Here is a 10500-nt window from a genome sequence, read left to right as displayed (position 1 = left end):
GAAACCCTTAGTAGTGTGTTTTAAGGCAGACTTACGTGTTAAGAGGTCGCCACGCCTCAAGTTGTACTCACCTTTTGAAACTATGAATTGTTGTTGATCAGACAACAAAAAAGCCCACATTTCTGTGAGCTTTCAAGACTTGGTCTCGGGTAAACCGTAATACGACCAGTATAGTGAAACTATAGCTTGGTTTCCGAAATAATGGAATCCCTAGGCTTTAAATTCTTTGTAAGTATTTTTACGATAGTTTTCAATTGTTTTTGATGCGCTGTCAATCGCTGACTCCAAAGCCAAAACCATCAAGTTTTCGTATTGCTTCCAAGTCTTGCGATATTGCTCATCATCCATTTGCCAAGACCGAATGCCTGCATAATATAACCGTCCTTTTGCTGTGAAGTTTTTCTCTAGTTCAGGATTCATTGAGAAATCAATAACAATACGAGCAATAAGCATTGAAAGTTCCTGAATAGAAATTTTTTGAGGTTCTTTTCGCTTATCTAGTTTTGAGTTTGTTGCCATAATTAACGCTAAATGCGACCGAATATATTGATAATCCATTTCTGATACATTGCCAAAAACAATCACACTCGTCACCGACTTTTCCAACTGAGTATCCATGCTTGCAATAGCACCCAAGCGATCTTGATAATCCAATGGCTTTTCCCCCGTACCTTTACCTTCATCCCCAAATTGCGGTGACTTAGCAGTGATGCCGTGAGTCAACCACTCGAATTGTTCAAACTTGTCTGCTACTGCGTTCATATCCCACCTAAACCGTTTCTAAATCCAAAATTGTTAAAGTTGCCCAATGCACCGCACCTGTGTCGATGTAGTAGCAGTTATCTCGCCTAAAAGGCTTTTGAGTGACTGTGTGCCCCATGATTACCGCATCAACGCCTTGAACGTGCGTATATTGCAAATTATCAGTATCAATTCGATCACGACCCCACATTGCTAATTCAGCAGGGTCACGCAATGCAGAAACTCCTATATTTTTTGCAAAATCATTCCAGTTGTTCTGCTCAATATGCCCATGCACAAAGCCGTATTTTTTACCCTTGTGATTTACCTCAAGAGCAATTGGAAGTGTTTTTAATTTATTAATAATTTCTTGTTGAACCTGACAATCCAAGTCATAAAACCACTCACCACCATTTTGAATATGGCATTTGAAATAGGATTGATTTGTGCTACCCATGATTACCAAATCTTCATGATTACCCTTTACAGAAGTAAACCAAGGCTCATCAATGAGACTTACGCATTCTTCATTTTGAATACCACGATCCACTAAGTCACCAACAGCAACCAATAGATCTTTTTCAAAATCAAAACCGATTTCATTTAAGCGATTCATGAGCAAGTTATAGCAGCCGTGAATATCACCAACCGCATAGAGTTTGCCTTTGATTTCTTTATCCCAAACTTTGACTAGACTCATACCTCAACCACCTCAATTCCATGCACACTCATCATCAAGTGCTTTTTCAATCTGAAATACTTATCTTTCCGAGTAGCAACACTCTTCACATCTTCGACAACCTGACGACCATCTTTGATATAAACAAAATCAGCTACATACTTCACAGCAGGTTTTCTACGTGGCTCACTCTTAAACTTGACCGACTCAGCAAGTACAAACGCAAACTGCGTCTGTAGCTCACTGATTTCGCCTGTGCGCTCTAATAGCTGCAACTCTCGATAACGCCTTGCTTCTTTACGAGAATCGAAAGTAGCGCCCTCTAGCACTACTTTGCGGTTGTTGAATTTTGGCTTCTTGCGGGGTTTAAGCATCGTTGCCTCGCTCCAAAACAGCCAATGTTTGCCTAATTGCAAATAAACGTTCACTTTTCCCATTATTGAGCGCTAAATCTTTTGCATGCTTAAGGCGAGCAATAACATTCAAATGCATGGATTCGAGTTGATGATTTTTAACTCTTGTTTCATCAAGTTCTTTTTTAAGATGTTCAATCTCAAGTAATGCTTGTTCTAAAGTTAATTCCTTGACCTCAAAACAAGCACCATCAGCATGGCAATAACCATCTGCACCACAATACGGATTGTTTGTCTTGCAGCACATAACCGCTTCTGCCCAAGTTTTAGGAATAGTACTTTTTAAGTCAGCTTCACACAGGATGCGTTTATTCATGCTCACCTCGCAAAGCCTGTTCAGCTAATTCATAATGACCATCAATCATCAGATCTAACGCTGTTTCAATCCGCTTATCTTTCTCATCAATCTCAGCCTGTCTTGATTGCTGACCTGCCTCAAAAGCTCGTCTAGGGCATAGACTGTCTGTGTTCTGGTGCCATTCATCAAAAGTCATTTGTTTATCCATGACATTCCGCCTCCATTTCAGGGCGACCCACAACACATGATCCTGTGAAGCCAAACGTAGGCGCTGTACATAACGGCTGACCATGCGCTGCAATCCAAATAGCAACATTGTTTACTGTTTTCCATGTGGTTGCTTCAGGCGGTGCTAAATCCCAATCCACCTCAAACTCAACATCATCAAAATGCTGACCCTCTTTTTCAACAAAAGTGTTTGAGTGATTGAGCAATTCACGTAACTCAGCTCGTTTTTGTGATGTTCGTTTGTCTGCTTCGGCTTGCATTGCATCCGCATAACGCCACCCAAGACCAGCGCAAATATCAACACTCACACCGCTTTCCGCTATCTTTAAAGCCATTTCATGCGCCATCGTTAATTTATCCATGGTTGATCACCTTCGTATTTAGCGAGATGTGATTGCGGATGTCTTTGATACTATCTGTGTAAATGTCATCTTTCTGACAATTTCCACAGTTATTACAATGATTTATTGCTTGATAATTGTTTGATTCGTGCTGAGCAATTGCGGTGCGGAGGTCTTGAACACTCACACAATCAGGGCACTTCTCGACATCATCATAACCATCCGTGTAATCTGATATGCCTGTGCAGTAGTAGGAATCAGGCGCACCCTCAACAATCGCCTTCGCCTTTTCAATACCGCCTACCTGCTCAATTAAGTCATGTTTGATCATGCTTTCACTCCCAATACCGCATTGCTTGGAATATTCTCAAGAAGCGCTACTTGCTTTAAACACCACTCCTTACGCTCCTTCCGTACACGCTCACTCACTAGATTCACATCAAGCTCAGATCTATACGCAGTCACATGTGCCAAAGCTTTGCGTTTAAAATAATTCGGATGAATTAAGTGCGGAGTAAGCACCGCATTTGATTGCTCTTTCACACCCCACCCCCATGCACCACGTTTTCACACTGACCACTCACCCAAACCAAGACGCACACTGCGATTAAAATTAGGAGTTGTTTCATGCTATTTCTCCGAATAAGTCAGGCTGCCTTTCTTTCTCAACAGCAGCTAAAGCAATACGCTCTTTAGCTATCTCGAAATACTTTTCTTTTTTCTCGATTCCGATAAAGTGACGACTAGTGTTTACACAAGCTACGCCAGTGGTACCGCTCCCCATTGTGTTGTCTAAAACGGTCTCACCCTCATTCGTGTATGTGCGAATTAAAAACTCACAAAGGGCAACCGGTTTTTGTGTTGGATGATGATTTGATTTCTGCTTATCGCTGCTAAAAATTTGTACTGAGCGTGGGTAACGTTCAGTTGAGTCATAAGCCTTGATATTTAATTGTTTGCCATAATGTTCAGAACCAATATCTTTACGTTTTGCAGTTTTACGCTCATGACCATAGGTTTTCTGAGGGTTGTACGTTGGCTGTGATTTATAAAAAACCAATGCATTTTCATGAGCTCTGAGCGGTTGTAAATTTGCATTCATAAAGCCTGTAGCGCTCGGCTTTTCCCAAATCCACTCATAACGAAATAATTTTAAATTTGAACAAGCGAGTACTGCAGCAAATGGCTGAGCGCCAAATAAAACAATTGCCCCATTTTCTTTAATTACTCGTTCATATTCAGCCCACAGTGGTTCAAATGGAATTACAGCGTCCCAACTGCAGCAAGTTGTCCCATAAGGCAAATCACAAAGAATCATATCCACGCTACCGCATTCAATTTCTTTCATTTGCTCGAGACAATCACCAAGCATTAGATTTAAGTTGTTCACGCTGCATCTCCTTGCATCATCGCTCTACGCTTCTCAACCGCTTGAGCTAAAGTCATTTCCCAAGATTTCACCGCAGGCGGGACAGGTTTTCCATCTTGTTTAAGATTTGCTTTGTACTGTTCCAAGTCATCAAATGGGTCTATGTGCACCTGCTCTGCCGCTTCCCACGCTTGAACTTCCTTGTGCTCAGGCTGCATCTTGTTCACATTGCGCTTAATCTTGTCTGCGATTGAAGCCAATGCCTTTTGTGCTGTAGTTTTATAACGATCTGCTTCAGCTTTGATTTCAGCTTTGGTTTGTTTGTGTTCAAGTTGAGCTGCTGCCACTGGTGCAGGTAAAAACCCATCCAATTCAGCTTGCTGAATCGCTACGATACGTTGGTCTGTATCGGTGCCTAGACTTGTGATGTATTCAGGTTTTAAACCCTGATCTTTCGCTTGATCAACAAGGCGATCATAAGCATCACAAAATATTTTCTTCGCTTCAGCTCGTTGAAATTTATCGCCAGTTTTCACAAGTGATTCACAACGACTAAACGCTTGAGCCATTTGCTCAGTCCAAATCACTGTCAATTCTTCACCATCGAAACCAATCGACTTTTCAGCAATCGCCCATGCTTCGTGTGCGCCAAGCCATTCGCTTGTTTGTGGTTCACACCATGAGCGGAATTCAGGGATTGTTGGGCAGAACGTAGATTTCTGCATTCTCAAATAACCTCGCTTAAAATCCTCTGCTGACAAACCTTGTAGGCACTCAACCATTGCATTGGCGATTTCTGAAGCAGGAATATCACCCCACTGCTCAGCATATTTTTTGCCGTAGAACGCTTTCATTTTGTTCATCAAGCGTGCTGCATCTTGAGTTGAAAACTGTGTCATTGGTTGTTACCTCCGATCGTTTTGATTTCAGTTGCATGAACATCGATAAAATCTGACTCGAAATTTGAGCCAATGCCATGTTGAGCAAAGAATTCATCATGCGCTTTCATCGTTTGTGAATTTTTCGATGAAGCGGGTTGATATTTCTTGCTTTCAGAACTACGCTTTTCTTGAGCACTCGGCTCACGCTTCATGAAGTCAAGCCAAATGTTCATCCATTTTTGTGGCGTGTGGTTACTTGCGGATAGTGACCATTGAGCAAGATCAGATAAAACTTTCTGAATTTGTTGTTCAGTGTGGTTAGGAAAACTCACTTTTGCTTGAGCAATAAAATCTTGCTCAACTGAATATTTTTGGCAAAGGTTTTTGAAAGAGATCAATACACGATCTTGTGTGTGATACTCGATGAAGTTCAAAGTGCGGTTTTGCGCTTGAAAATTCGTGCGTACTTCCTCCTCCTCTCTTTCTTTAATAAATATATTTAAATCTTTCTTTTGTGTGTCTACTACGTGTACTACTTGCGGTCTACTACGTGTACTAGTGCGGTCTACTACGTGTACTAGTTCACTAGGTGTACTAGTCTTTTTTGTGTACTGCTTACCAAGCAATGACACTTCATTAATTTGGTATTTGTTCCCTAGCTTTCGGTGCGTTGCAAGAATGGTTATTACGCCATGATCAGCTAGCTCTTTAACACCTTTTGCAACTGTCATTCTAGACATGGTTCTCGCACCTTCGAGATCGGAATTGCCCTGCAATTGGCTGTAACTCACAAAGTCAGAATCTTTATGAAAACCATTAATTTTGCTTTCAAGTTCAAAATAAACATGGCGAGCAGCATCACTAAGAAACGGATACACCTCTTTTCTGTACAGTTGGCTTGATTGAACAAAGCCTTGAGAGAATTTCTCCGCCATAGCTTGTCGCTCTTTCTTCGGAAACCGAACCACCTCACCTTGCGGCTCGGTGGGTTCATGTGCTAAATTTGATTTCATATTCATTGGTTCCAAATTGATGAATTACTAAAAGCCTGATCTAGTACATCAGGCTTTTTCTTTGCTTAAATCCCCGTGAATCCCTTCCAATCCCTCGTTGATTTCAACTTCCGTACTTAACTCCCTTAATAACCCTGCTATTCCCAAGCGCTCTAAATTTCTTTGCTCTATATTGAGAATATGCCATTCGCCAGCGATTTCTTTTTCAAGAAGCCACGCGAGGTATTGAGCGAGGTTTTTACCTTTGATGTTTGATAAAACCTGCGCTCTTTTGTGATTCTCAGGAGATAAACGGACGTGTGTAGAATTCTTTTCAAGACTCATGTAGTCACCCTTAAATTGTTTGTTTTATTGGGTTTGCATTCTCAAGTAGCCAAGCCGCTGTGAATGCGCCATTACTGTGGTCAGCCAATGTTTGAGCATATTGCGTCTCATTGGTGTATTCAGTGCGTGGTAGAACGCCTTTATCTTCCATTTTCTTCACGGCTTGATAAGAGCGGTTGATAATCTCAGCAGCTTTGGTTCGACCACCAACTGCCTTGAATGCAATTTTTACTGGATTCTCCATAAATAATTAAACCTTATTTAAACTTTATGAATCAAATTAAACCATGAGTTTAAACTCATTGCAACCGTTGGTTCATTCCTTTTTACTCGTTTTTATAAGAAAATTTAAACCATTGGTTAAAGGAAATTGAAATGAATGATTTAGTCTCTCGAATCGACTCATCACTAAAAGAAAAAAAGATGTCTTGGTCTGCTGCTGCTATTGCGATTGGTTTATCAGCGCAAGCCCCGACCAAATGGAAAAAAGGTCAAATTGGAAAAGAAACCCTTGAGGATTTAGCAAACCTTCTTGAAAAAGACATAGGTTGGCTGTTGACTGGCGATGAATCTAAGCGAAATGCGGAAATTACAAACAAACAAGTTTCACTTTGGTCTGATGGTGATGACGTTCCACTTGGTTATGTAGCTATTGATTTCTATAATGAAGTATCAGTAAGCGCTGGCTATGGATATATGAATCAAGAGCAACAAAGTCCATTAAAATTATGGTTTAGGGAAGATACTTTAAAGGATTGCAATGTAAACCCTGCAACTGCAAAAGTTATAAATGTTCGCGGTGATAGCATGTTTCCTGAATTGGTGGACGGCCAGGCTATATCGGTAGATACCTCTGCCACTCGTATATATGATGGTGAGATATATGCATTCCTTGTTGGCGATGACATGAAGGTAAAATTTCTGTTTAACTGGAATAATGAGGGTATGGGTGGGTTTAAGGCGGTTTCAAGAAATGATGATAAAGTGCGCTATCCTGATGAGTATTACTCGCCTGAACGCATTAAAAATGAAAATGTTTCGATTTATGGTCAATATTGGTGGAAATCAGAAACAAGAAAAATAAGAAGATAATCAATATATTATAAAAATTAGCCCACAAACAACGTGGGCTTTTTTATGCCTAAAAATTACTAGGTTTAAAAATATTTAAACCAAAGGCTTAAAAATACTTGAACCTAATTTAAACTCATGGTTTAATAATTCTCGTACCCAACAAAAAGCCCGCAGGACTGGAAATCGGCGGGCTAGATGAAGCGAGATTATTATGAATCTATCAAATGGAAATTTCAAGAAGCCGATTGCTATCGCTTCTTTATTTGCTGCAATAGCCATCACAGCATTTGCAGCTCAACCTGCCAAAGAGCAATTTTCTCTAAACCCAAGCCATTACGAGCTTGTAACAGCACTCCCGAATTGCGCTGACTTCTGCCCCGCAACGCTTAAAGCTGATGACCTTACAGTTGATCTCGATTACATCATGAAAGATGGCGATATCGAGCAGATTGACAATGTGATTGTCAGTAAATCGGGTTTGGCGATTGATGATATTTACATTGATCGTTCTGAGTATGAGCGAATCAGCAGTGCGATTGTGGAGGTGTCTGAATGAACTCAATCTCATTCGTTCGTGACGAAATCATCGACACGATTCAAAGCAATCATGGCAACGCATTTGAAGTTGCTGTTTCTCAAGTTGAAAAAGCGGTGATCGAAGAAGTCCTTATTTTATGTCGAGGAAATATAACTGAAGCTTCAAAAAAGCTCGGAATTCATCGCTCTACTTTAAGAAAAAAGATGGAGGTGCGATGTTAGAAAAATCTTTACTCCAAAAACCTGTCTACTTCTGTCAATTCGACAGTGATGTAGAGAAAGGTGCACGCTACCGTGTGGGTATTGAAAAGCCCACATTTTATATTCTAAAGCGGAAAGACAGAGAAGATCGTACGCTAAGTGGCTTCTTGAGAAATTATGATTTGTATCGCGAATATCCAAATACACTTTATAAAATCCAAGATAACCAAGTTTCGGAAAAGCTGAATAAGATGCTGACCAAAGCAGTTACAGCGAAATCTAGTTCTGATTATTACGATGCATTAGCTGCATCAGGTCACTTCTCATCACCTGAATATAAAAAGTGGAAGCGTGCAAGACGTGGAATGCATTAGCACACTGTCTATAATCCTATTCTAATAAAAGAATAGGCTTAAAAATCGGTGTAATTATTTATTTTAATAGAAGATTGGGTGGAGTGATGGAAATTAATCAATTAAAACCTGCGGAAATTGTTCGTGATGAAATAGGTGCTTGGTCACACCCTGCATACATTGCTTACTTAGATACACATCATGCAAATGAGGAATCAATATCAAAGGAAGCATGGAATGCGATGCTTACTCATTTCAATGTTGAGACGGTTATTTTCTTTTTAGAAAGCTCTGTTTCTAGTGATGATTGGGAAATCATGATGGATAGCCGCGACATCACCAAATAGAACCCAATTGCACCAAATGGATTTTTCTTAATTGATATTCACTTTGGTGAAGATGATGCTTATGCAATTTTTGCACGTGAAATTCGTGAAGTTGAGGTGGCGTGATGGATATTCAAAAAAAGCCAACATTGGCAGAAAAGCAAGCATTTTGGGCTGAACAGTTACCAAACTTTGAAGCCAACTATTGGTTGTCTGATCGTTCTGAGTTTCTTGTTTTTGATATGGAGCAAGGTAATTACGTTGTAAAAGATGACCTCGATCCGATTTATGAAGATGATGCCAATGATACTTTTCATCGTGTGAATACAGGTTGGGCAATGTGGAAAAAGGCTATTGTATTTTGTCATGATGCTCAAAAAGTGGCTGTGCCAGAGTGGATCTCAATTACTGAGCGTATGCCAAATGAGGGTGATGAAGTATTGGTGCATCATTATGGGCATGTAGTCCAAGCAACTAAGGATAAAAAATACTCTGGCGGATTCAAGCAAAGAAATTGCTATGGGTGGGAAGCTGTTAGTTCATACATATCTCACTGGATGCCTAAAAATATCGAACTACCCGAAAGCTTTCATTTTTATTATGAGAATGATGCAAAGCAAAAAGCCATTGAAGCACAGGAGCAAAACAATGCTTAAAGTTGAATTAGTTCTCGATGCTGATGATGTTTGGGTTCCTGCTACCACGGGTTCTCATTTAATTTCAAAATTCAATGACAATTGGATTGTTGCGACAAATGATGATGGTGAAGAATATCCAACTTTGGAGCAGGCTGTGGCGGCTTGTTTGGGCGAGGAGTAAGGGCATGACTAGAACCGCAAGACAAATAGTTGATCAAACCCATGATCTTGCCGAAGCTTTCTATCTTCACTTGGGTTATGAGCACGTTAGAGAGCGTCATGGAAATTTATATGAATCAACTCACCCCACTGAACAAAGCATGTGGCATTTAGCATGTTTAGCTCAAATTGAATTGACATCGACAGATCCAAACGATGCATTAAGTGAGTTGGATGAAGAAGAGGAGGAAGGTTGATGAAATGGTACTCTATGACCAAAGTTGCTCAAGAATTAGGAATGGCAGTAAACACTTTTAAAAAGTATTACTTAGACCAGTACCCACCTGATCGCGAATTCACAAATCGTAAAGACTGGACAGCTTCGTCAGTCCAAAAAATGCGAAGAGAAATTTTAAAAGAAGAAGGCGCAATTTGAGCGCCTTTTCTAATTCTGAAAATATGCTATATTGGTTCTGAGTTCAAATCCAAAATAATCAACTAAACTCAACTTAAATCGGTTGTTCATCACGATTCATCATAATCAATCACAATTAATCATGATGCATCAAATCAACTTGTTACACAGATGTTACACAGTGCAACTCCAAAATAAAAAACACACTAATAAATCAAATATTTATAATAATAATTGCACTCCCGCCATCTCCACCAAATACCTTCCAAAACATGGCAAAATATGCCAAGTTTTAAAGACAAAAGGCTTGATTCTAAAGGGATTAAGCCTTTTTTCTTGCCTAAACATAACCAAACATAACTAGCTATAGTGTTGCTTTCTATGTATCCCCTTGTGTATCCTTTTAGAAATATTGAACTCAAGGGATACACGGATAAATGAAAAGATCAGAAATAAAACGCCGTCCACTGTCTGATACTGTCATTGCCAATCTTGAACCTGAATTAAAAG

At 39.9% G+C, this 10500-nt stretch carries 22 protein-coding genes and 1 pseudogene; 10 read left to right on the top strand and 13 right to left on the bottom strand.

Annotation, left to right across the window (positions count from 1 at the left end; translation table 11 throughout):
- Positions 1–210 precede the first annotated feature (210 nt).
- From AVJ19_RS16240 to AVJ19_RS16180, 13 genes are all read right to left on the bottom strand, one after another.
- Positions 211–762, bottom strand: coding sequence for a hypothetical protein (locus AVJ19_RS16240; RefSeq protein ID WP_111860688.1), 552 nt, complete (start codon positions 760–762; stop codon positions 211–213).
- Between the two features lie 7 nt (positions 763–769).
- Positions 770–1441, bottom strand: a complete 672-nt coding sequence (locus tag AVJ19_RS16235; protein ID WP_111860687.1) for a metallophosphoesterase — start codon at positions 1439–1441, stop codon at positions 770–772.
- The gene (locus AVJ19_RS16230; RefSeq protein WP_111860686.1) at positions 1438–1794 is read right to left on the bottom strand and encodes a DUF1064 domain-containing protein; all 357 of its coding nucleotides are present in this window, start codon (positions 1792–1794) and stop codon (positions 1438–1440) included. The genes AVJ19_RS16235 and AVJ19_RS16230 overlap by 4 nt, the downstream gene beginning before the upstream one ends.
- A complete protein-coding gene (locus tag AVJ19_RS16225; RefSeq protein WP_111860685.1) occupies positions 1787–2149 on the bottom strand; it encodes a hypothetical protein in 363 nt (120 codons plus the stop codon). The genes AVJ19_RS16230 and AVJ19_RS16225 overlap by 8 nt, the downstream gene beginning before the upstream one ends.
- Entirely contained in the window at positions 2142–2339 is a 198-nt protein-coding gene (locus AVJ19_RS16220; RefSeq protein WP_111860684.1) for a hypothetical protein, read from the bottom strand. Before AVJ19_RS16220 ends, AVJ19_RS16225 begins: the two co-directional genes overlap by 8 nt.
- A complete protein-coding gene (locus AVJ19_RS16215; protein ID WP_111860683.1) occupies positions 2332–2721 on the bottom strand; it encodes a hypothetical protein in 390 nt (129 codons plus the stop codon). Before AVJ19_RS16215 ends, AVJ19_RS16220 begins: the two co-directional genes overlap by 8 nt.
- Entirely contained in the window at positions 2714–3031 is a 318-nt protein-coding gene (locus AVJ19_RS16210; protein ID WP_111860682.1) for a hypothetical protein, read from the bottom strand. The genes AVJ19_RS16215 and AVJ19_RS16210 overlap by 8 nt, the downstream gene beginning before the upstream one ends.
- A complete protein-coding gene (locus AVJ19_RS16205) occupies positions 3028–3243 on the bottom strand; it encodes a hypothetical protein (protein ID WP_111860681.1) in 216 nt (71 codons plus the stop codon). The genes AVJ19_RS16210 and AVJ19_RS16205 overlap by 4 nt, the downstream gene beginning before the upstream one ends.
- A gap of 82 nt (positions 3244–3325) precedes the next feature.
- A complete protein-coding gene (locus tag AVJ19_RS16200; protein WP_111860680.1) occupies positions 3326–4072 on the bottom strand; it encodes a DNA-methyltransferase in 747 nt (248 codons plus the stop codon).
- Positions 4073–4086: 14 nt separating this feature from the next.
- Complete coding sequence (locus AVJ19_RS16195) at positions 4087–4968, bottom strand: hypothetical protein (RefSeq protein ID WP_228203385.1); 882 nt, start codon at positions 4966–4968, stop codon at positions 4087–4089.
- Positions 4965–5963, bottom strand: a complete 999-nt coding sequence (locus AVJ19_RS16190) for a hypothetical protein (RefSeq protein WP_111860679.1) — start codon at positions 5961–5963, stop codon at positions 4965–4967. The genes AVJ19_RS16195 and AVJ19_RS16190 overlap by 4 nt, the downstream gene beginning before the upstream one ends.
- Before the next feature lie 48 nt (positions 5964–6011).
- Positions 6012–6287 (bottom strand): hypothetical protein, encoded by a 276-nt coding sequence (locus AVJ19_RS16185; protein WP_111860678.1) that lies wholly within the window; start codon positions 6285–6287, stop codon positions 6012–6014.
- A 10-nt stretch (positions 6288–6297) separates the two neighbouring features.
- Entirely contained in the window at positions 6298–6531 is a 234-nt protein-coding gene (locus AVJ19_RS16180) for a hypothetical protein (RefSeq protein WP_111860677.1), read from the bottom strand.
- 131 nt (positions 6532–6662) lie between these two features.
- Here AVJ19_RS16180 and AVJ19_RS16175 point away from each other — a divergent pair, with 131 nt between their 5' ends.
- From AVJ19_RS16175 to AVJ19_RS22805, 10 genes and pseudogenes are all read left to right on the top strand, one after another.
- A complete protein-coding gene (locus AVJ19_RS16175; RefSeq protein WP_111860676.1) occupies positions 6663–7379 on the top strand; it encodes an XRE family transcriptional regulator in 717 nt (238 codons plus the stop codon).
- A gap of 193 nt (positions 7380–7572) precedes the next feature.
- Complete coding sequence (locus AVJ19_RS16170; protein ID WP_111860675.1) at positions 7573–7917, top strand: hypothetical protein; 345 nt, start codon at positions 7573–7575, stop codon at positions 7915–7917.
- Complete coding sequence (locus tag AVJ19_RS16165; protein ID WP_111860674.1) at positions 7914–8120, top strand: helix-turn-helix domain-containing protein; 207 nt, start codon at positions 7914–7916, stop codon at positions 8118–8120. Before AVJ19_RS16170 ends, AVJ19_RS16165 begins: the two co-directional genes overlap by 4 nt.
- Positions 8114–8473, top strand: a complete 360-nt coding sequence (locus AVJ19_RS16160; protein ID WP_111860673.1) for a hypothetical protein — start codon at positions 8114–8116, stop codon at positions 8471–8473. Before AVJ19_RS16165 ends, AVJ19_RS16160 begins: the two co-directional genes overlap by 7 nt.
- Positions 8474–8559: 86 nt before the next feature.
- Complete coding sequence (locus AVJ19_RS16155; RefSeq protein WP_322873948.1) at positions 8560–8799, top strand: hypothetical protein; 240 nt, start codon at positions 8560–8562, stop codon at positions 8797–8799.
- Positions 8800–8903: 104 nt separating this feature from the next.
- Positions 8904–9434: a DUF551 domain-containing protein gene (locus tag AVJ19_RS16150; RefSeq protein ID WP_111860672.1), complete on the top strand. Its 531-nt coding sequence runs from the start codon at positions 8904–8906 to the stop codon at positions 9432–9434.
- The gene (locus AVJ19_RS22080; RefSeq protein WP_162626634.1) at positions 9427–9597 is read left to right on the top strand and encodes a hypothetical protein; all 171 of its coding nucleotides are present in this window, start codon (positions 9427–9429) and stop codon (positions 9595–9597) included. The genes AVJ19_RS16150 and AVJ19_RS22080 overlap by 8 nt, the downstream gene beginning before the upstream one ends.
- Positions 9598–9601: 4 nt before the next feature.
- On the top strand, positions 9602–9832 hold the full coding sequence (locus tag AVJ19_RS16145; RefSeq protein ID WP_111860671.1) for a hypothetical protein: 231 nt from the start codon (positions 9602–9604) through the stop codon (positions 9830–9832).
- Entirely contained in the window at positions 9832–10011 is a 180-nt protein-coding gene (locus AVJ19_RS16140) for a hypothetical protein (protein ID WP_111860670.1), read from the top strand. The genes AVJ19_RS16145 and AVJ19_RS16140 overlap by 1 nt, the downstream gene beginning before the upstream one ends.
- Positions 10012–10427: 416 nt before the next feature.
- Positions 10428–10500, top strand: a pseudogene (locus AVJ19_RS22805) (DUF4102 domain-containing protein); the annotation flags it as partial.

The organism is Acinetobacter sp. CFCC 10889 (assembly GCF_003268395.1).
Classification (GTDB): Bacteria; Pseudomonadota; Gammaproteobacteria; order Pseudomonadales; family Moraxellaceae; genus Acinetobacter.
This window is presented reverse-complemented; position numbering and strand designations above follow the sequence as displayed.

What these genes read in the sequence shown, in the direction of transcription:
- AVJ19_RS16240 (WP_111860688.1), bottom strand. Translation starts at nt 762, where the DNA reads ATGAACGCAGTAGCAGACAAGTTTGAACAATTCGAGTGGTTGACTCAC.
- AVJ19_RS16235 (WP_111860687.1), bottom strand. Translation starts at nt 1,441, where the DNA reads ATGAGTCTAGTCAAAGTTTGGGATAAAGAAATCAAAGGCAAACTCTAT.
- AVJ19_RS16230 (WP_111860686.1), bottom strand. Translation starts at nt 1,794, where the DNA reads ATGCTTAAACCCCGCAAGAAGCCAAAATTCAACAACCGCAAAGTAGTG.
- AVJ19_RS16225 (WP_111860685.1), bottom strand. Translation starts at nt 2,149, where the DNA reads ATGAATAAACGCATCCTGTGTGAAGCTGACTTAAAAAGTACTATTCCT.
- AVJ19_RS16220 (WP_111860684.1), bottom strand. Translation starts at nt 2,339, where the DNA reads ATGGATAAACAAATGACTTTTGATGAATGGCACCAGAACACAGACAGT.
- AVJ19_RS16215 (WP_111860683.1), bottom strand. Translation starts at nt 2,721, where the DNA reads ATGGATAAATTAACGATGGCGCATGAAATGGCTTTAAAGATAGCGGAA.
- AVJ19_RS16210 (WP_111860682.1), bottom strand. Translation starts at nt 3,031, where the DNA reads ATGATCAAACATGACTTAATTGAGCAGGTAGGCGGTATTGAAAAGGCG.
- AVJ19_RS16200 (WP_111860680.1), bottom strand. Translation starts at nt 4,072, where the DNA reads ATGCTTGGTGATTGTCTCGAGCAAATGAAAGAAATTGAATGCGGTAGC.
- AVJ19_RS16195 (WP_228203385.1), bottom strand. Translation starts at nt 4,968, where the DNA reads ATGACACAGTTTTCAACTCAAGATGCAGCACGCTTGATGAACAAAATG.
- AVJ19_RS16190 (WP_111860679.1), bottom strand. Translation starts at nt 5,963, where the DNA reads ATGAAATCAAATTTAGCACATGAACCCACCGAGCCGCAAGGTGAGGTG.
- AVJ19_RS16185 (WP_111860678.1), bottom strand. Translation starts at nt 6,287, where the DNA reads ATGAGTCTTGAAAAGAATTCTACACACGTCCGTTTATCTCCTGAGAAT.
- AVJ19_RS16180 (WP_111860677.1), bottom strand. Translation starts at nt 6,531, where the DNA reads ATGGAGAATCCAGTAAAAATTGCATTCAAGGCAGTTGGTGGTCGAACC.
- AVJ19_RS16175 (WP_111860676.1), top strand. Translation starts at nt 6,663, where the DNA reads ATGAATGATTTAGTCTCTCGAATCGACTCATCACTAAAAGAAAAAAAG.
- AVJ19_RS16170 (WP_111860675.1), top strand. Translation starts at nt 7,573, where the DNA reads ATGAATCTATCAAATGGAAATTTCAAGAAGCCGATTGCTATCGCTTCT.
- AVJ19_RS16165 (WP_111860674.1), top strand. Translation starts at nt 7,914, where the DNA reads ATGAACTCAATCTCATTCGTTCGTGACGAAATCATCGACACGATTCAA.
- AVJ19_RS16160 (WP_111860673.1), top strand. Translation starts at nt 8,114, where the DNA reads ATGTTAGAAAAATCTTTACTCCAAAAACCTGTCTACTTCTGTCAATTC.
- AVJ19_RS16155 (WP_322873948.1), top strand. Translation starts at nt 8,560, where the DNA reads ATGGAAATTAATCAATTAAAACCTGCGGAAATTGTTCGTGATGAAATA.
- AVJ19_RS16150 (WP_111860672.1), top strand. Translation starts at nt 8,904, where the DNA reads ATGGATATTCAAAAAAAGCCAACATTGGCAGAAAAGCAAGCATTTTGG.
- AVJ19_RS22080 (WP_162626634.1), top strand. Translation starts at nt 9,427, where the DNA reads ATGCTTAAAGTTGAATTAGTTCTCGATGCTGATGATGTTTGGGTTCCT.
- AVJ19_RS16145 (WP_111860671.1), top strand. Translation starts at nt 9,602, where the DNA reads ATGACTAGAACCGCAAGACAAATAGTTGATCAAACCCATGATCTTGCC.
- AVJ19_RS16140 (WP_111860670.1), top strand. Translation starts at nt 9,832, where the DNA reads ATGAAATGGTACTCTATGACCAAAGTTGCTCAAGAATTAGGAATGGCA.